This window comes from Paracrocinitomix mangrovi (genome assembly GCF_019740355.2).
Taxonomy (GTDB): Bacteria; Bacteroidota; Bacteroidia; order Flavobacteriales_D; family Crocinitomicaceae; genus Paracrocinitomix; species Paracrocinitomix mangrovi.
In genome coordinates, this window is the sequence record NZ_CP091819.1 from 896,606 (window position 1) to 914,573 (window position 17,968).

Annotated in this window: 20 protein-coding genes; 7 read left to right on the top strand and 13 right to left on the bottom strand. The window is 34.0% G+C overall.

The window, feature by feature from the left end:
- Positions 1 to 30 precede the first annotated feature (30 nt).
- From prmC to K6119_RS03930, 5 genes are all read right to left on the bottom strand, one after another.
- Positions 31 to 885, bottom strand: coding sequence for a peptide chain release factor N(5)-glutamine methyltransferase (gene prmC / locus K6119_RS03910; protein ID WP_221835556.1), 855 nt, complete (start codon positions 883 to 885; stop codon positions 31 to 33).
- Between the two features lies 1 nt (position 886).
- Positions 887 to 2,968, bottom strand: coding sequence for an OmpA family protein (locus K6119_RS03915; RefSeq protein WP_221835557.1), 2,082 nt, complete (start codon positions 2,966 to 2,968; stop codon positions 887 to 889).
- A gap of 100 nt (positions 2,969 to 3,068) precedes the next feature.
- Positions 3,069 to 3,677, bottom strand: a complete 609-nt coding sequence (locus K6119_RS03920) for an outer membrane beta-barrel protein (RefSeq protein WP_221835559.1) — start codon at positions 3,675 to 3,677, stop codon at positions 3,069 to 3,071.
- 26 nt (positions 3,678 to 3,703) lie between these two features.
- On the bottom strand, positions 3,704 to 4,357 hold the full coding sequence (locus K6119_RS03925) for an HD domain-containing protein (protein ID WP_221835561.1): 654 nt from the start codon (positions 4,355 to 4,357) through the stop codon (positions 3,704 to 3,706).
- A 61-nt stretch (positions 4,358 to 4,418) separates the two neighbouring features.
- On the bottom strand, positions 4,419 to 5,339 hold the full coding sequence (locus K6119_RS03930) for a T9SS type A sorting domain-containing protein (RefSeq protein ID WP_221835563.1): 921 nt from the start codon (positions 5,337 to 5,339) through the stop codon (positions 4,419 to 4,421).
- Between the two features lie 165 nt (positions 5,340 to 5,504).
- Between K6119_RS03930 and K6119_RS03935 the strand changes: the two genes are divergently transcribed.
- The 4 genes from K6119_RS03935 to K6119_RS03950 all read left to right on the top strand — a co-directional run bounded on the left by K6119_RS03935 (position 5,505) and on the right by K6119_RS03950 (position 9,550).
- Positions 5,505 to 5,951, top strand: coding sequence for a GNAT family N-acetyltransferase (locus tag K6119_RS03935; RefSeq protein ID WP_221835565.1), 447 nt, complete (start codon positions 5,505 to 5,507; stop codon positions 5,949 to 5,951).
- A gap of 70 nt (positions 5,952 to 6,021) precedes the next feature.
- On the top strand, positions 6,022 to 6,663 hold the full coding sequence (locus K6119_RS03940) for an ATP-binding cassette domain-containing protein (protein WP_221835567.1): 642 nt from the start codon (positions 6,022 to 6,024) through the stop codon (positions 6,661 to 6,663).
- A gap of 4 nt (positions 6,664 to 6,667) precedes the next feature.
- A complete protein-coding gene (locus tag K6119_RS03945; RefSeq protein WP_221835569.1) occupies positions 6,668 to 7,861 on the top strand; it encodes an FtsX-like permease family protein in 1,194 nt (397 codons plus the stop codon).
- Positions 7,862 to 8,011: 150 nt separating this feature from the next.
- Complete coding sequence (locus K6119_RS03950; protein ID WP_221835578.1) at positions 8,012 to 9,550, top strand: redoxin domain-containing protein; 1,539 nt, start codon at positions 8,012 to 8,014, stop codon at positions 9,548 to 9,550.
- A gap of 277 nt (positions 9,551 to 9,827) precedes the next feature.
- On the opposite strand, the gene K6119_RS03955 is transcribed toward K6119_RS03950, so the two are convergent.
- From K6119_RS03955 to K6119_RS03990, 8 genes are all read right to left on the bottom strand, one after another.
- Entirely contained in the window at positions 9,828 to 10,565 is a 738-nt protein-coding gene (locus K6119_RS03955; RefSeq protein ID WP_221835580.1) for a glycoside hydrolase family 25 protein, read from the bottom strand.
- Positions 10,562 to 11,335, bottom strand: coding sequence for an MBL fold metallo-hydrolase (locus K6119_RS03960; RefSeq protein ID WP_221835582.1), 774 nt, complete (start codon positions 11,333 to 11,335; stop codon positions 10,562 to 10,564). Before K6119_RS03960 ends, K6119_RS03955 begins: the two co-directional genes overlap by 4 nt.
- A gap of 11 nt (positions 11,336 to 11,346) precedes the next feature.
- The gene (locus K6119_RS03965; protein ID WP_221835584.1) at positions 11,347 to 11,940 is read right to left on the bottom strand and encodes a hypothetical protein; all 594 of its coding nucleotides are present in this window, start codon (positions 11,938 to 11,940) and stop codon (positions 11,347 to 11,349) included.
- Positions 11,941 to 12,029: 89 nt separating this feature from the next.
- The gene (locus K6119_RS03970) at positions 12,030 to 12,692 is read right to left on the bottom strand and encodes a hypothetical protein (protein WP_221835585.1); all 663 of its coding nucleotides are present in this window, start codon (positions 12,690 to 12,692) and stop codon (positions 12,030 to 12,032) included.
- A gap of 16 nt (positions 12,693 to 12,708) precedes the next feature.
- Positions 12,709 to 13,098 (bottom strand): hypothetical protein, encoded by a 390-nt coding sequence (locus K6119_RS03975; protein ID WP_221835586.1) that lies wholly within the window; start codon positions 13,096 to 13,098, stop codon positions 12,709 to 12,711.
- Positions 13,099 to 13,365: a DUF493 family protein gene (locus tag K6119_RS03980; RefSeq protein WP_221835587.1), complete on the bottom strand. Its 267-nt coding sequence runs from the start codon at positions 13,363 to 13,365 to the stop codon at positions 13,099 to 13,101. It abuts the gene before it with no gap.
- Positions 13,358 to 13,885 (bottom strand): hypothetical protein, encoded by a 528-nt coding sequence (locus K6119_RS03985; RefSeq protein WP_221835588.1) that lies wholly within the window; start codon positions 13,883 to 13,885, stop codon positions 13,358 to 13,360. Before K6119_RS03985 ends, K6119_RS03980 begins: the two co-directional genes overlap by 8 nt.
- Positions 13,886 to 13,888: 3 nt before the next feature.
- Positions 13,889 to 14,260, bottom strand: a complete 372-nt coding sequence (locus K6119_RS03990) for a DUF7793 family protein (RefSeq protein WP_221835589.1) — start codon at positions 14,258 to 14,260, stop codon at positions 13,889 to 13,891.
- Between the two features lie 30 nt (positions 14,261 to 14,290).
- Here K6119_RS03990 and K6119_RS03995 point away from each other — a divergent pair, with 30 nt between their 5' ends.
- From K6119_RS03995 to K6119_RS04005, 3 genes are all read left to right on the top strand, one after another.
- On the top strand, positions 14,291 to 14,920 hold the full coding sequence (locus K6119_RS03995; protein ID WP_221835590.1) for an NUDIX hydrolase: 630 nt from the start codon (positions 14,291 to 14,293) through the stop codon (positions 14,918 to 14,920).
- On the top strand, positions 14,917 to 16,827 hold the full coding sequence (locus K6119_RS04000) for a hypothetical protein (RefSeq protein WP_221835592.1): 1,911 nt from the start codon (positions 14,917 to 14,919) through the stop codon (positions 16,825 to 16,827). Before K6119_RS03995 ends, K6119_RS04000 begins: the two co-directional genes overlap by 4 nt.
- A 74-nt stretch (positions 16,828 to 16,901) precedes the next feature.
- Positions 16,902 to 17,903, top strand: coding sequence for a hypothetical protein (locus tag K6119_RS04005; protein WP_221835593.1), 1,002 nt, complete (start codon positions 16,902 to 16,904; stop codon positions 17,901 to 17,903).
- Positions 17,904 to 17,968 lie beyond the last annotated feature (65 nt).

Below are 17,968 nucleotides of genomic sequence, written 5' to 3' on the forward strand. Positions count from 1 at the left end.
ATCTAACTCAAACTATGAAAAAGGCCTTGCTTATATAGCAGGGCTTTTTTTTGCATATAACATTCTGTCCTTGCCCTGCATGTCTTTTATTACCTCAACAGAAATGTAGCCTTTTGATTCCAGTAAACCTTTCATTTCACTTCCGTACAACTCATGAAATTCGAAATATATACTTCCGTTTGATTTTAAAATTCTTTTGGCTTGATCAAGAATAGCTTTATAAAATTTTAATGGATCTTCATTAGGAACGAATAAAGCCAAGTGAGGTTCATGCTCTAAAACATTTGCTTCCATTTCTATTTTATCAGAATCTAAAACATATGGAGGGTTACTCACTACAATATCATACTCATCCTTAATATTATCTTTTAAGACATCCGCATAAAAGAAATTGACATTACAATTTAGTTTTTGAGCATTCTCTTTTGCCACCTCAAGGGCTTCTTGTGACACATCTACCCCACTTGCTTCAAAATCATTGTTTATCAACTTCAGTGTAATAGGAATAACTCCAGAACCCGTTCCTATATCCAGGATTTTCCCATTGGATTCTCTTTGAAGAATCAGATCAACCAATTCTTCAGTCTCAGGCCTGGGAATCAAAACATTTTCATTGACTTTAAAAAGATGACCATAAAACTCTACTTCTCCTAAAATCTGCTGAATGGGTCTGTTTTCCAAAAGAAGATCCCCCACCCTTTTAATTTTGAGTAATTCAGATTCAGAGAACCTATGTTCATTTTTTAATAAATTGGTTTTTGTTAGATTAAAGTAGGATACATTCAACATCTCAAAAAAGATATCAATATCTCTTTCACTAAACTTTGAAATTAATTTCTCTTTAAAATAAGCTTTTGCCCCTTTGAGAGAATTGTCTTTAAACATACTACATTGAGATAATTTTCACCTCAGTTCTTCTGTTTAGTGAACGATTGTAATTAGAGTTATTTGGAACTTTTGGCTTTGCTTCACCAAAACCTTCATACTGAAGACGGCTCTTATCAATTCCTTTTGATACAATATACTCAACAACTCCTTTGGCTCTGTTTTCACTTAAAACCTGGTTTTCTTTTGCATCACCCTGATCATCAGTGTGACCCTGAATAGAACATTTAATTGTAGGATGCGCTTTTAAAAATTTTACAAATTGATCCAAAACAAATTTGCCATCTTCATTTAATGCATATGATTTAGTTGCATATAAGATGTTATCCATTTCAAAGGTCTCTCCTACTTTGATTTCTTCTATTTCAAACTTAACTCCGGAGGCATAACGCTCCTCAGACTTTTCAAGTTCTTCAGCTTTTATTAATTGCGTATCAAAAGAGTATCCTTCTTTTTTCATTGTAATCATCACATCTTCTTTCTCTTCTTCCAATTTCACAACAGCTGCCCATTTACCATCATCTCCATTCACTCGGATTTCTTCATTTTTTCCGGAATTTTTGTATGATACTTCAACAATAGCATCTTTAACCGGCTCACCTTTGTCGTCTTTTAATTCTCCCTTAACAAATAATACATCTTTAGGGCGGATGTCATCATACAATTCAAACTGATAAATTTCAATTGAACCGTCAATTGCTCCTGAAGCAAAGTATCCTAATTTTCCATCTGTTGATACAATTAAGCCCACTTCATTGTGCTGAGTATTTATAGGATAACCCACATTCAAAGGAGTAGTCCAGTTTCCATTTTCATCTTTTCTAGTATAAAAGATATCACTACCTCCTCCACCAAGGCGATCTTCATTACAATCTGAAACAAAATACATAGTTTCACTATCCTGGTGTATAAATGGCGCTTTATCATGTCCGGGAGAATTAATTGGTCCGGGAACAGGTTTTGCTTGCGTCCATTTTCCATCCTTATCTCTTGTACTGTAATAAATATCCGTTAATTCAGAACCTTCTCTCCATGTAGCAAAATAAAGTGTATTTCCATCTGCTGATAAAGTAGGCTGCGCTTCCCATCCATCTTTTGTATTTACGGCAGGACCTAAATTTTCAAGATTCGTCCACATGAAATCATTTCCACCCTTACCAGTTCTTGTAAATCTTGTTACATAAATATCACAATTAGCATGCTGCTGGTAGTCTACCTCTTGACATGCGCAAATAAACATCTCTTTATTATCCAGCGATAATGAAACACCGCCATAATTTTGATATTTAGGCGTATTAAAAGGTGATCTTAATGGTAATCCTGAATTAAAATCACCAAATGCAGAAGGGCGTTGACTCATGGTAAACTGCTCAATCACATTAGTTAATATTCCTTTATCAGTATCTTTTCCTCTTCTAGTAAAAAACAACAATTCGTTATCAGGTGATATCATTGGTAAAAACTCATCCTTTTCAGCAGTAGATACATATTTAAGTTTCACTGCTTCATATGGTACCGGATTATTGAAGAAATCGTTAAAGAATTTCATTTCTGGTAGAATAGCCTCTACATCTTTCTTGTTTTGTCTATAATTTTCCCCGTATTTATTTGGATCTTTATCACTAAAATCTACGAATGATTTGAAGTATTTGGCTGCCTGCCCTTTATCCCCAAGTGTATAGTAGATAACACCCAATTTGTAATGAACATCAGAATGATAATTAGGACAATATTCTAAGGTTTTTTTGTACGCCTTTGCAGCTCCTTCATAGGCATTGCTCAATTGCTGAAAATTAACTCTACCCTCATCAAAGTTATCATGCACAGCTAAGGCATTTTCGTAGTTAAAATTGGCGAATGAAAAATACACATAGGCATTTTCAGGAGCTAACTCCAAGGCATCTGTGTACGCTTTAACCCTTTCTAATTTTTCGTTTTTTTGATTTTCAGCTTCTTTAATAAGCTTCATTACCTTTTTACCAGGTTCATTACAGGCTTCATTATCATCATCCTGAGCATAGGCTGCATTTGATATAGTAAACGAGAAAATTAAAGATGCGGTTAAAAGTAAAATGTTTTTCATAAGGGCTTTAATTTATAAAACAGGAAAAGCTGAAAATACTCTTTCCAAAAACTATTCCTAAATTACATTACTGCAATCATGCGTTTTGGTTACAGCATATTTATAAAAAATACATTCTTAAAATTAAATCTAAACTGATAATGTAGTTTTTAAATTCTTCTGCTGAAAAGGTACTGGGTTTGTACATATCAATAAAATGAAATCTTCCTAATACACCTAATTCAAAAGTTCCTTTATCTTGCTCTAATAATGTTGACAATCCCAAGCCTGTATATGGTTGAAATTTATTGGTAACTGATCCTAGATCTAAAGTACCAAAAGATGTCCATTGTCTGTTGTAAAAATTATAATTGATTCCCAATCCGAAATTCAAATACCAGGCGTCTGTTACCCCATAAGACATCATTAAAGGCAAATGCAATGAACCGTGTCTGTTTGAACTGATCAAGGTCTTATTAAAACGCTCATCAAAAGCCATAAACTCAAATGTAAGACCCGATTGAATTGAAAATTGGTCATTGATTCCATACCTCATTGGTACACCAATGTTAAATCCATAACCGGCCGTACTATTATTTAAGCCTGTTGAAGACTGTCGCTGTAAATTCACATTCCAAGACGGAGAAACTTCCGCTCCTAAATGAAAACCTTGCTGAGCATTTAAACCAAATGATAGCAGCACTAAGAAAATAACAACTACTCTTTTCATAACATTACCAAAATTACCAAATTAGGCTATAATTTCCCATCCCATTCAGCATAAAATTGATCTAAAAATGCTTTCATATAATCATGTCTTTCAGCTGCCAATTTTTTACCGGTATCGGTATTCATCAAATCCTTTAATAGTAACAGTTTCTCGTAAAAATGGTTGATAGTGTGGGTTCTTTTTATACGGTATTCTTCTTCAGACTGAAAGTTAGTTGGTTTAATTTCCGGATCATAAATCATGTTACCGTATTTACCTCCAAACGCAAATGTTCTTGCAATACCAATGGCTCCAATGGCATCCAATCTATCCGCATCTTGCACAATTAAACCTTCTATAGATCTCATTTTATTCTCTCCTATCCCTCCTTTAAACGAAACATTTTGAACAATATGCAAAACTGCTGCAATAGTTGAGTCATCAACATTCAGCTCAGATAATATCTTATGTGTTCTAAGCTCTTCTTCAGCTTCAAAATTCTCGACAAATTTATGGTCAGCAATATCATGCAGTAATGCGCCTAATTCCGCAATAAAAGGATCACATTTTTCATTTGACGCTATCAACTTGGCGTTTTTCCAAACGCGTTCTATGTGATACCAATCATGACCGGTTGTTTCACCATAAAAGTCATTTCTGATTTTATTTGCTAATTGATCTATAATAGCTGCTTTATTCATATCCAAAAAAAATCCCGTCCACGAAACCGGGACGGGATTAAATTTAAAAATTGTTATCTGATTATTTCAGATTGAATTTTTGTGCGTAGTGACCTTTGTTTGATTTCAAAGCAATCACGTAGTTTCCTGCAGGAACATTTGAAATATCAAATGTATAGTTATCCCACTGATCAGCGATAGGCCAAGTCTTAATAGTTCTACCAGCCATATCAACGATCATTACTTCTTGAATGAAAGCATCAATGTTGATACCATTTACATGTAAGTTAGTTCCGTTTTGGTAAACTCCAAAGTCAGCAGCTTCTGTATCAAAGATACCAGTGTACTCTAAGTTGTTAACCAAAGCTAAGAATCCTAAATCAACAGTGATTCCCCAGCTAGAAGCAACATCTGCAACAGTTCCATCAGACCAAGTTTCATAAGCAAATCCTCCACAAGGAGTTACAGTAGAAACAAATCCTAATGTATCAGCACCAGCTGACCATGCAGTCATACAAATAAATGTATCAGTTACAGCTACAGCAGATGAAAAAGTATAAGTATACCATCCAGCAGCACCTGCAGCAGTAGTATCTACTGAAGCAACAGTGTGAGCAGCTAAAGTACCACCTAATACGTTTCCATTTTTATCCATGATAGATCCCAAAATTTGAGTAGCTCCACCATTGTTTTCAATAGCACCGTACCAAGCCATGTAACCTTCAACAGTTGCTTGACCATCTAATGGAAACATTTGTCCAGCTCCGATATCACCGTAACCATTTGTTCCGTTTACATAACCACCATTTGTTGATGAATATAAACCGAAACCGTTGTTAATACAAGCGTCAGAAAATGAAGGAGGAGATAATGTATCCTCTGATCTATCACCAGACAATTCCATTCTTTCCCAAGACTTTTCCATTTGTCCTGCTTGTTTCTCTTGCGCAAAAGAAAAAGTTGTTGCACACAGAGCAATTCCTAAAACGTAAATTTTTCTCATAGTATTTCTTTTTGATTCAACCCAAAGATAAGTATTTAAACAGAAGATATCTATTAATTCTATAGAATTGTTACCAACGGTTTGTCAATATCTTAATTTTAAGTTATCCCTGTTTAACCTAATCTGGCGAATTAAAAGCGATATATTTATAGTCTATTTTATGCTATGGAGATTTCAATTAAACACTACAGTGAGCTAAGCACTGACGAATTCCACGATATAATTGCTTTAAGGATTGCAGTTTTTGTGGTTGAGCAAGATTGTCCTTATTTGGAGCTTGACGGAAAAGATAAAGACGCCTATCACTTACAGGCCATTAATGATAAACGGTTAATAGGAACTTTAAGAATCTTAAAACCGGGTGTATATTATGGTGAAGCTGCCATAGGAAGAGTAGCCAGTCATCCTGACTTTAGAGATTTAAAACTGGGTCACGAAATGATGAAACACGCAATGCGATTCATTGATGAAACCTTACAACTAAATGAAGTAAGATTATCAGCTCAAACTCATTTGGTTCATTTTTACGAAAAATTCGGTTTTAAATCAACCGGAAAAGAATACCTGGAAGACGGAATACCTCACACTGAATTGCTTTTTGTTAAATCATAAATCTTTTGAATTCAAAGTTTTAGGAATATGGCAAAGAATTTGATTTACTTTCATACAAACAATTAAAACCATGCAAATAAGCTTTCAAAATGTACTACCAACACCTTTAGCAGAATACCAACATGGATCTGAAAGCGTTTGGAACAATTCATTTGAATTGACTTTTCCAAAAAAAATACTTCTTAACGCCAGTAGTGGAAAAGGAAAATCAACTTTTGTCAACACTTTATATGGTGTACGAAAAGATTATTCAGGATCAATTACACTTGATGGAAATTACATAGCTAACCTTACCCTTGATGAGTGGATAAACTTGAGACGTGATAAAATATCAGTTGTTTTTCAAGACTTGCAACTTTTTCCTGAGCTAACAGTTTGGGAAAATTTACAGTTGAAAAATGAACTTACAAATCACAAAAGTGAAGCTGAAATAGAATTAATGTTAGAACAGCTTGGCATTGGGAACAAAAAAAATCAATTGTGCAAAACACTTTCATTGGGTCAACAACAAAGAGTTGCCATTATTAGATCACTGCTTCAAAAATTTGAAGTGTTATTAATGGACGAACCTTTTAGCCATTTGGATGAAGAAAATGCCAGAATTGCGCTAAGCTTGATTAATGAAGAAGCAGATAAAAATCAAGGAGGATATATTTTAACGACTCTTGGAAGTCATCATGGTTTCCAATATGATCAAGAATTAAAACTGTAAGGAGATGTTGAGAAAAATATTGTTTAAAAACAGCATGAACTTCCAGTTTTTCTTTGCAACACTGGGAGCATTAATCGGACTAACTTCACTTTGCTTGAGCTACAGTTTGATGGCAGATGTGCAATCATTTAGATCAGGAGAAGAAGATTTGTTTGGCCCCAACTCTATCGTCATCCAAAAGAAAGTGACCAAGTTCACTACGATAGGAATGAACAGTACTGAGTTTACAAAGGAAGATATTGCCAGTATTGAAGAAAAAGAATTCATTACAGATGTCGCTCCTTTTGAGTCAACAGATTTTCAAATAGCACTTTCAGAAGTACCCGGAGACGGAATTCCTGAATTCTATGCAGATGCATTTTTTCAATCTATCCCTGATAGATTCATGGATGTGGATGTGGACTGGCACTGGGATGAAAACAGTGAATTTGTACCTATAGTTTTACCTAGGGATTTTTTAATGATTATCAATTACGGTATAGCTCAAAGTCAGGGGTTTGGTCAGGTTTCTGAAGAATTGTTAATGGCAGCAAGGTTAAATATCCATTTAAAAGGCTCAAAGAAAAAAGACATAATCATGGGAAAAGTTGTGGGCTTTTCGCAAAAAGTAAATTCCATCCTGGTTCCAAAGTCATTTTTAGATTACGCCAATGCTAAATACGGATCAGGTAACGAAATTTCTCCTAATAGGCTTTTTATTACCATTAAGGATGACAGTTATGGAGAGTTAGAGGATTTAATGGAAGAAATGAACCTGGACATTGCCAAATCAGCTATTGATGTAGTAAAAATTAAAACTGTAGTAAGTGTGATTATTGGGATTTTTGGGATTGCATCCATATTAATTACTTTACTGTCACTAATGGGATTTGTGCAATACTCGCAATTGGCCTTAAGTAGAGCATCATATGAAATCAAAACCTTACTTAGAATAGGTTATTCTGTCAACAGTTTGGTAAAAACCTTTATTAGTCAAATGGCAATAATATTTGGAGCTATTACTTTAGGTTCAATAATTATCATGCTTTCCATTAAATACGCATACATAGAAAAATGGCTAGAGGACAATGGCATCAATATTGAATCATCTAGTTTGTTAACAACTATATTGTTGGCATTAGGATGTTTTGTTTTGTTCGTAGTAGCCAATTATTTGAACGTTCGAAAAACGGTACGTTCACTTGGAAAAGAACAATAACTGTTAAAGAAATGTTAAAGTAATGACGAAAGAAGTTTTATCTTCGTCTACCGATTAAAACCTGCCTAAATTTGGGAGGAATTAATCCATAAATCAAAAGAAATTATGAAATGTTTTTCATTCACGAATATCTTTAAAAACAAACACGTCATGAGTAAAAAATTGATTCTTGTACTAGTAGCAATGATCGCAAGTTTGGGAGTAAGTGCCCAAAATTTAAAATTTGAAGTTAAAGGTCTTAAGGACACAACTATTTTCCTTGCCAATTACATGGGGTCTAAGCTGTATTATGCTGACACCACTGAATCAAAAAATGGAATTATCACTTTTGACGGGAGCAAACAACCTACAGGATTGTACGCAGTTATCACTCCCGGAATGAAATACTTTGAATTTATTCTTGATAATAATGAGAAGGAAGTTCATATGACAACTACCAACAGCAACAATTTTATTGCTGAGATGGAAGTAAAGAAGTCAGAAAACAATAAAATATTCTATGATTACATCTTCTTTATGACCAAGTACAAACAAGAAGGTCAAAAAATTTCTGAGGAGTATGAAAAGGCTGATGAAAAAAGAAAAGAAGAAATTAAAGAGGAGATGAAAAAAATGGGGGATGTTATCAGAGAAGAACAAACCCGTATTTGGAATGAGAATAAAGACAAGTTTGTAGGTAAAATGGTTTGGTTGTCATCAGACATGAAGTTGCCTGAAGCTCCAAAAGATGAAAACGGAGTTATTCAAGATTCGAACTATGTTTACAATTATTATATCGCTCATTATTGGGATGGAATAGATTTTAAAGATCCTTCATTGGTAAGATCTCCTGTTTACCACAATAAACTAGACAAATATTTTTCAGATAAAGGTTTGGTTCAAGTTCCTGATTCTATAATTAAATACGCTAGAATCATGATTGATCAGATGGATTGGAAAGATGAAGACAACAAAGTATTCCAATACACAGTTCATCATATTACTTCAAAATACGAGAAGTCAAAAATCATGGGAATGGATAAGGTGTTTGTATACATGGGGCAAAACTTTTACTGTGATCCAAATAACTATGCTTATTGGATGACGGAAGAAAATACAGATAAACTGTGTGAGCGTGTTGATAAATTGGGAGGAACTATTATTGGAAATCCGGCACCAATGGTAATATTGACTGATAGTACTGAGAAAAAATGGATCAATTCACACAAAATTGATGCTAAGTACACCGTACTATATTTCTGGGATCCGGATTGTGGACACTGTAAAAAAACTACTCCTAAATTGCAGACTTTATACGAGAAGAAATTTAAAGACCGTGACGTAGAAATTTATGCTATCGGTAAAGCTACAGGTGAAGACTTTGAAAAATGGAAAAAGTTTATCAGAGACAACAACCTAACGTTTATCAATGTTGGCTTAACGCAGAGTATCTATAACATAGCTATGGAAAATCCTGCTGAGTTGTTAAAATACACTACTATTCAAAGTTTGAACTACACTGATACATGGGACATATACTCTACTCCACGTATTTTTGTAATGGACGAAAACAAGATTTTACGCTTTAAAGGATTGGCAATTTGGCAACTTGAAGAGATTATTGATAACCTCACTGGACACAAGGATGACCCTAAAATTTTCACTGAAGAAAATTCAGGAACTCCTGACCATGATGATGATACGCATTAATATTGTTAACAAGTAGAATAATTTTTTAAAATTTTTTCTGAAAAATTTAAACCATTGTTCTTTTTGTACGTCTTAAAGTTGTAACTTTGTTATATAATTTGAAATAAGCGGCTTCGTTTTGTAAGAATTTAACAAAAGAGCCGTCTACATAGAAAAGTTTGAGCAGGCACTCAAGTTGATCGTAGAAGTATTACTTTTTCATAAGTTTTGGGTTAAATGAAAATCTCTACACTAAATCACAGTTGCCTGCTCTTTTTTTTTCCCTAAACTTTCCTGATTAATACCTGCTGAATACTTCAAAGAAGTTGTCTTTAGCAATATTCAAATCAACCTTTTCATTGATCCCATCTACAGTTCCTGTCTCTGAAAATTGCCAACAAATCACATTCTTATTTTCCATGGCATCACATCTTCTACTGTATTTTGCCACCCAAAACAACTCTTGACTGTGATTGCTAAAATAGTTGTCGTAAAAATTGGAATAGGTATAGATGATTGGTCTAACCTCTAACTGCTCTTCTACCCTATTTAAAAAAACATTCACCGAATCCAACAACCTCTTTTTACTATATGTGGTTTCAGTTTCAATATCCAAAACCGGTTTCAAATCAAAATTGTATCCTCCAATAGATTCGCAAAAAAAATCAGCCTGATCACTGGCAGATAATGTTGGAATAAAAAAATGGTAAAATCCATAATCTATTTCTTGTGACCTGGCTCCAAATGCATTTATCCTTTTTCTATCATCTCTTACACTGAGCCCTTCGGTAGCTTTGATGAAAACAAATTGAATTGAATCATCATCAATGCGCATGTCTCCTAATTGATCCCAATTGACTTCTCCCTGATAATGTGAAATATCAATTCCCATAACCGGATACTCTTCTGGAATATCGTCTCCAAAACTGTTATAAACGTTTTTAAACGAAGGTCCTTTAAGATAAAGGAACCATATAAGCAATACAGCAAATCCCACAGAAACAACGCCTATTATTCGCCTGATCCACTTTTTCATGAGAGGACAATTTCTAATCCATCATATGCAATAGATACATTCTCTGGCAATTCTCTGCTTACTTCCTCATGTAATCCCATTAAGTGACTTATGTGTGTCAAATAAGCTTTCTCCGGTTTTAATTTGGCTATTAGCGCTAGTGCTTCATCCAAATTAAAATGTGAAATGTGCTTTTCTTTTCTCAAGGCATTTACCACAATGATTTTACTACCCTTAATTTTCTCCAGTTCCTCTTCAGAAATATAATTGGCATCTGTGATATATGTAAAATCCCTTACCCTAAACGCCTTCACCGGAAGTTGATAGTGCAGCACATCAATAGGAATAATTTTTTCTCCAAAAAGCGTGAATGGTTTATCTGTAATTAAGTTGAGATCAACCTGCGGAATTCCCGGATATTTTTTATCCATGAAAACGTAATAAAACTCTCTTTTTAAAGCCAATTGAACGGCTTCTGTGGCATATATTTCCATATCGCGTTTGGCTCTGAAATTAAATGCTCTGATATCATCCATTCCGGCAATATGATCTTTGTGTTCATGCGTAAACAAAATAGCGTCTACCATTTTCACTTCATGACGCAGCATTTGCTGTCTAAAATCAGGTCCCGTATCAATCACCAGGTTTCTATCATTAAAAGAAAGCATTATGGAAGTACGTAATCTATTGTCTTTAGGATCTTTTGACAAACATGTAGGGCAATCACAAGCTATAACCGGAATTCCTTGTGAAGTTCCTGTTCCTAGAAAAGTAATTTTAAGTTCGGACATGAAATGACAGCCTATTGTTGTAGCACCCAAACAGTACCATTATTTTGTTCCATTCTAATGATACCGTAAACGGTATTGTAGTAGATTTTGCTAAAATTTGTTGACCCATCCTTTGCAGGATCAGTAGAAAGAAGTTCATCTACCTCTAATACATCATACCATTCAACACTATTAAAAACAATAGTGTCATGATAAACTATATGATCCTGAAAAAATCCTTCGCTTACGTTGGTTGAATCAATTGGCATTTCAAATATATTATGCCTTGAAACTCCTGAGTAATCGTAATAAGGCATATAGATGGCCAAAGTTTTTTGCGAATTGTCAGTTTGTAGATATCTCAATCTTAATTCTAACTCTAAATCAGGATCAGTACTAAAAGTGAAAAACGTTTGATCCCAAGCAAAATACTCTTCTGTTCTCAGTCTTTCTTTGAAATTAAGGATTAGAGTTGAATCTAAAAGAGGCATTTTTTTGAAGACTTTATCCCCTGAGGTATAGGGAACAAATTGAATATCTGCTTCTGTATAAGGTGTAGCACCTTCAGGCAGAGTATTATTAGGCGGATCAACCTTTTCACAGGCTATCACAGCTAATAAAATCATGCTTATTGATATGTTTTTCAAAACTTTCATATCACTTCCCTGTAGCTAATTACGTAAATTTAAGGCAAATTGTTGCTTGATCAAAGCCTTTATTTCCTCCCCATGTAATGTCGATATCCAAAACCAATGCTTAAAAAGCGAGTGATACCAACATAATCTTCCTCAAAAAGATTTGGAATTTCATCCATACACAAATATTCCGGACCAAATTCGGCCATGTAAAAATTATATCCTAACACTAAGCTAAATCCACTTGCCGAATTTTTGTCAGTAGTAAATAATAATTCGACTTGTGGTTCAATAAAAAAGGTGCCTTCTGTATGAGGTTTTCCCATAATCTTTTGACATGAGTCATTGGCCGAAATCATCATAGCATACCCTAAACGAGTGCTGGCATTGACAGAGAATCTTTCTGAAATAAATTTTTCGTATCCAATTTTACCATACAGAGCAGGCATGTGTAAACCACCACGCCAGTTAACGTTGTTTAATGCAAATGAATTCACAATGAAATAGGAATATTTAGCGCCTAATCCAATAGTCAATCCTTTATAAACATTGTACTGGTAATTGATTCCTCCGTTGAATAGTCCATTCATTACTCGGCCAAAAGATTCATTTTTACCCTGAGCAGGAATCCCAACGTCAATACTTAAACTTCCCTTGGGCTCAAAAACTTTAGTTTGTGCATTCAGTTGATTAAATGCAAAAAGAAAAACTAAAAGCCAGGTATGTTTAATGTATTTAGCCATGTGTATATAACGACATCTATCTCACAATTGTTATAGATCTCAAAATATTTGCGTTATCTGAATTTAAATATAGGTAATATTTACCCGCTTCATATGCAGTTGGATCAAAATCAAATGGAAGTTCTTCATTGGTAATTTCCTGATCTATCAATGTTTGAATTACTTTTTCATCTGCATCCAATAAATCAACTTTTACATGACAAACTTCTGGAGCTACGACTAAGAATCTTGTTTTAGCAGCAAAAATATTCTCTCTAGAGGTTATTAATGAAACTGTATTCAATGCCTTTAACTTGTTTCTTTTAAATCTTTTCAGATAAATAGAATAGGCAGCCAAAACCAATGCAATGGCACCAGTCAGGTAAAATATTCCTAAAATGATTTGTGTACTACTAATATTGTCCATCTACAATGAGATTATGCCTTCTATTTCTTCCATTAATTTGTAGCGATTAATGATGTCATCTGTACTCAACATCATTTGTTTAATGGTTATTGAAGAGTAATTACCGTTTTTTGATTCCCTGATAGATATTTCAGCTGTTTCATCAAAAATTCGTTTGATATGAATCATTTTATCCTGATCCTTTTTGATGATGAATTTGAAAGGATAAACAAGAGGGAAACTTTGATCCTCAAACAACTCTCTTAACTTATCGTATCTATCACTCATTTTGTAAAATTTTAACCGCTCTTACCACTCCTTTTGTCAGCTCAGACAATTCTTCTGCTTCTTTGGATTCAATTTGCTGGCAAAGATAATCCTTTATTTCATTATCTGTTTTCAAGGCCTTTTCCTTCAATTCCTTTGAAAACTGGTAAACATCAAATGGTTCAGACTGTTTTACAGATGAATATTTTTCAATATCAAAATCGATTTCTTCAACTAAGGCCGCTAAATTTTCTATCAAGTTTTGCTGTAAATGCTTCAATTTTAGTAATTGACTATTCAGCTTGGCAGCATCTTTGGCATTTGACACCCTCAATTTTAACGGCATCAAAAGTGAGATATACTCTTCAAAAAAATCCACCAAACTAGCTGTATCAATGGGTTTAAAAACGTTATCTGTTTCTACAAGTTGGAATTTGACCTGTAAGTAATCTATTTGCTTTTGAATGAGCTTAGGATGCGGAATTTCCCTTAGGAACTTTTGCTTCACGTCAAATAACAGCTCTGCTTCTGATTTATCCAAGGTCTAAAATTTTTTCAGCCAATTTAGTGCTTCTTCTTCAGATTCAAAACTTCTAATTGGATATTGATGTTTGGCAATACGAACTCCCACTTTAAAAAAGATTTTTGAAGGAGGATCTCTTAAAATGAATGCCTCCGCTTTTTTATTGTCTTTTCGATAATTTTCTTTGAAAAAGGAAGTAAACTTATTTTTCATTTTGAAACCAGGCTGAACTATCACCAAAAACTTTAGTTTTTTACTGGTATCAACCAACTGTTCATAGTGTTTATCATATTTATGATAATCCTCTACTGTTAAAACAGTGTTGGGTTTAAAAATCACTTTGATAGTTTCATCATCTACCTTAGAAATAAATGCAGAGTTTGTTTCAATCATTTGTTAAATTAGAAGAAGATTAAATTCTTCATGAAGTCACACAAGTCAATTTACGAAAAAATAAAGGAATCTTTGAATGATTTACCGGGTGAATTTGCTCATTCTGAGATGTTTCCTAAAAGAAGAGTGTCATCTGAAGAAATTAAATCCGTTACAAATTATAGGACTTCTGCTGTATTAGCTTTGTTTTATGAAGACAATGGCACCAAATTAATTTTAACCCAAAGACAGCATTATAAAGGAAATCACGGAGGACAGGTTTCTTTTCCCGGCGGTAAAATGGAAGATGCAGATGAATCCACCATTCACACAGCCTTAAGAGAAACACATGAAGAAATTGGTGCAGATCCCACTCAGATAGAGATTTTAGGTAAACTGACAGATGTCTATATTCCGGTAAGTAGATTTTTAGTTCATCCATACATTGGCATCTATAAAGGAATTCCAAATTTCACTCCTGAAGAAAGAGAGGTTCAAGAAATTTTTGCTTTTGATCCTGAATTATTGTTGGATGTAACGATTCGACAAAAAAGAGATATAAAAACAGCTCAAGGGTTAGTTATCAAAGACATTCCGTGCTTTATTATCAACGATAAAATTGTATGGGGAGCCACCGCTTTGATGTTGAATGAAATTAAAATGATGCTAGAAAGAGGATGAAATATTTCATTGTCATTATATCAATTATCTCAAGTACTTATTCGTTTTCACAAAAAAAGTTGATTCAACTTTTGGATGGGAATTTCATACAAATGGAGGGGCAAAACGAATATCCCTACCAGCCCTCGCATAAAGATGTGGTATATGACACTTCTTCTACATTTTTAAATGATACTACTGGAGCTCACTGGAATGGTGAATTCGTATTATTTAAAGACAGTATCTATTTTAAAAAAGCTGAGCTTTTCAAGCTAGTGAGCACTGAACTAGTTTCAATTGCTGAATACAATGAGTTCATTGCCTTTTCCTGGGATTCAATTATGAGAGGGAAACTATATTTTAATACAGACCCAAACACACATGAATTTGACAATTGCTTTCACAATATTAAAACAATAGAGTACCCAATAAGTCAAAAAAAGGTCAGTAAAATATACAGTGGCGGTATAAACGAGGCCATATATACAGATTCAACCGGATTTAATTTTATTGATAGTATTCCCCCAACCGTACAGAATTACGATTATAACTGGAAAAGTAAATTAAAAGAAGAACAGTATTTTCCATTGATATCTGATTGCTATCTCAGATCTAATCAAAGAATTTGGAAAATAAAAGCGATAGATAAAAGAAAAGTATATTACAAAGTTCCTTCAAAATCTGCAATAGGACCCTATTTTGGTTTAAGAGAATTAAATGAAATTCATTGTGGTTATGATGAATTGCTTTGGACGGATTTATCAAAATCTACATTTGACATATATTACAATTTAGCTCAGTATTTCTATCAATCTGAGCAATTTGAAGAATTTCCTGCTACCGGTCTCAATGGTGCGCAAATAAGGGGATATTTTCATTTTCTTCAAAAGAGAATTCAAGATAAAATTGATAGGCAACATCTCCCGTATAAAATTTACATTGCCTTACCAACAATAGACGAACTACAAACTCTTCAACAAAAAAAGAAAGCTCCTGAAACACATTTTTTCACTGAAGAATATGACTTCACTGAACAATGGAAAATTACTAATCAAGAGTATTTTGAATTTATTGAATGGGTAGAAGATTCCATCAACAGAGAATTTGTTTATTCTAATCCAAATGCAGCATTAAGCTATGAAGAACTTGCCAAACTACTGGATCATCCTAAAGAGTATTACAGAGAAGAAGAAATTGGTTATGTCCTTTTTGATTCTAAAGAGACAGAGGTCAACAGACGCTATTTTAATTTGAACTATTCAACAAACATTCAAAAGCTGATCAAAAAACACTTAGGATCAGAGGAATATGACCAACTTTTTTCGGCTAAAACTGCTCGTCTTAAGAAAAATAAGATAGTTTATAAGTATTACTGGGAGGATTTAATTCGTCAGAATAAGATGGGACCTTTGCAATGGAAATTGTATGCAGACGGCAATTATTATGGAGAGCCTAATGAAGGAGATGAATACCAATTGGGCAGAGATTGGGATATGTCAAATGGAATCAGAAGAACATACGATTATTCAAAATTTATCATTGAAGAACAAGTCAAAATTTACCCTGGAATCAATTGCAAAAGCTGTAATAAAATTTGCAAGCATGAATTTGGAGAAAATCACACCACTGAATGCGGAAAATGTCAGGAAGTAAAGGATGAAATTACTATAGAAGATTACGATTTTAAATCAAATCCAAAAGCGTCTATTCAAAACATTACCTACCAACAAGCCTTAGCCTTTTACAATTGGAAATACCAAAAACCATCTTATTTCAATAATTCCAAAAGAAAAATTTATGATGATTTGGTTCCTACTGAAGAAGAATTTAACAGGGTTCAAAAAGGTGAGAAAATTATCTTAAAAGCTAGAAAAATTGATTATCCTACACCTACTTTCAGATATGTAATCCACGTCTATCCAAAATAATTTTTAAAAACCTTCCCCCCCCCACCAACCTTCCCACCTCCGTTTCCTATTTATGAACACTAAAATCATAGATTATGAAATGGAATTTAAAAACTATCAGCTTTGTTTTTCTAACAAGCTCTCTGATACTTGCCTCATGTAAAAAAGAAGGATGTACTGATCCTGAAGCTACAAACTATAGCGAAGAAGCTAAAAAAGATGATGGTAGTTGTCAATTCGAAACTCCACAAGCAGATGCTCAGGTTTTGATGAACTTTTTTGCCAACAATCAAACGGCTGCAGTACAAACTTTTACTATTGACGCTACAGCAGCATCTTCAATAACCGGATCGCAAGGAACTGTATTTAATTTTTATGCCAACAGTTTTGTAGATGCCAGCGGAAATGATGTTACTGGAAACGTTACTATCGAATTAATAGAAATTTATGGTAAAAAAGACATGATGTTTTTGAATAAACAAACCATAGGAAATAACAACGGAACTTTAGAGCCATTAATTTCAGGTGGAGAATTTAAAGTAACTGCTTCACAAAACGGAAACGAAGTATTTTTAAAAGACTACTACCAATACTCTGCAGATGTTCAAGCTCCAAATGGAGTTGATGCTAATATGGAAATCTTTTATCAAAGCTCTCCCGGAGACGATACTTTGGTTTGGTCTGCTGCAGATTCATCATTAATCTGGGGACAAGGAACTGTTTACAACGCCTATTTTGACTCTTTAGGATGGGTTAACTGTGATTACTTCATGGGACAAGCTGGTCCGTACACTGAAGTTGACATTGAAGTTCCAAACGGACTAAACAACCAAAATTGCGCAATGTTTATCTCATTTGACGGATATAATAGTTTGACTAATGTTTATGGTTACTCAAACAGTGTATTCTCAACAGGACCATCTTACTCTTTACCTGTGGGGATGAACATTCACATCATTGCACTAGCATTTATCAACAATACACCGCATGCAGCAATTGTTCCGGTAACTATTGTTGACAATCATTATGAAGTCATTGGAAGTTTAACTGCTACAACAGAAGCACAACTTACACAAGACATTCAAAATCTGCCATAGTAAATTAATAGAGGGTCAGCATAAACAACAAAAAGCCTGCTCGTAGGGGAGCAGGCTTTTCTTTT

What these genes read in the sequence shown, in the direction of transcription:
- K6119_RS04000 (WP_221835592.1), top strand. Translation starts at nt 14,917, where the DNA reads ATGAAATATTTCATTGTCATTATATCAATTATCTCAAGTACTTATTCG.
- K6119_RS03960 (WP_221835582.1), bottom strand. Translation starts at nt 11,335, where the DNA reads ATGTCCGAACTTAAAATTACTTTTCTAGGAACAGGAACTTCACAAGGA.
- K6119_RS03925 (WP_221835561.1), bottom strand. Translation starts at nt 4,357, where the DNA reads ATGAATAAAGCAGCTATTATAGATCAATTAGCAAATAAAATCAGAAAT.
- K6119_RS03980 (WP_221835587.1), bottom strand. Translation starts at nt 13,365, where the DNA reads ATGAGTGATAGATACGATAAGTTAAGAGAGTTGTTTGAGGATCAAAGT.
- K6119_RS03955 (WP_221835580.1), bottom strand. Translation starts at nt 10,565, where the DNA reads ATGAAAAAGTGGATCAGGCGAATAATAGGCGTTGTTTCTGTGGGATTT.
- K6119_RS03915 (WP_221835557.1), bottom strand. Translation starts at nt 2,968, where the DNA reads ATGAAAAACATTTTACTTTTAACCGCATCTTTAATTTTCTCGTTTACT.
- K6119_RS03920 (WP_221835559.1), bottom strand. Translation starts at nt 3,677, where the DNA reads ATGAAAAGAGTAGTTGTTATTTTCTTAGTGCTGCTATCATTTGGTTTA.
- prmC (WP_221835556.1), bottom strand. Translation starts at nt 885, where the DNA reads ATGTTTAAAGACAATTCTCTCAAAGGGGCAAAAGCTTATTTTAAAGAG.
- K6119_RS03995 (WP_221835590.1), top strand. Translation starts at nt 14,291, where the DNA reads ATGAAGTCACACAAGTCAATTTACGAAAAAATAAAGGAATCTTTGAAT.
- K6119_RS03990 (WP_221835589.1), bottom strand. Translation starts at nt 14,260, where the DNA reads ATGATTGAAACAAACTCTGCATTTATTTCTAAGGTAGATGATGAAACT.
- K6119_RS03945 (WP_221835569.1), top strand. Translation starts at nt 6,668, where the DNA reads ATGTTGAGAAAAATATTGTTTAAAAACAGCATGAACTTCCAGTTTTTC.
- K6119_RS03965 (WP_221835584.1), bottom strand. Translation starts at nt 11,940, where the DNA reads ATGATTTTATTAGCTGTGATAGCCTGTGAAAAGGTTGATCCGCCTAAT.
- K6119_RS04005 (WP_221835593.1), top strand. Translation starts at nt 16,902, where the DNA reads ATGAAATGGAATTTAAAAACTATCAGCTTTGTTTTTCTAACAAGCTCT.
- K6119_RS03930 (WP_221835563.1), bottom strand. Translation starts at nt 5,339, where the DNA reads ATGAGAAAAATTTACGTTTTAGGAATTGCTCTGTGTGCAACAACTTTT.
- K6119_RS03940 (WP_221835567.1), top strand. Translation starts at nt 6,022, where the DNA reads ATGCAAATAAGCTTTCAAAATGTACTACCAACACCTTTAGCAGAATAC.
- K6119_RS03950 (WP_221835578.1), top strand. Translation starts at nt 8,012, where the DNA reads ATGAGTAAAAAATTGATTCTTGTACTAGTAGCAATGATCGCAAGTTTG.
- K6119_RS03975 (WP_221835586.1), bottom strand. Translation starts at nt 13,098, where the DNA reads ATGGACAATATTAGTAGTACACAAATCATTTTAGGAATATTTTACCTG.
- K6119_RS03935 (WP_221835565.1), top strand. Translation starts at nt 5,505, where the DNA reads ATGGAGATTTCAATTAAACACTACAGTGAGCTAAGCACTGACGAATTC.
- K6119_RS03970 (WP_221835585.1), bottom strand. Translation starts at nt 12,692, where the DNA reads ATGGCTAAATACATTAAACATACCTGGCTTTTAGTTTTTCTTTTTGCA.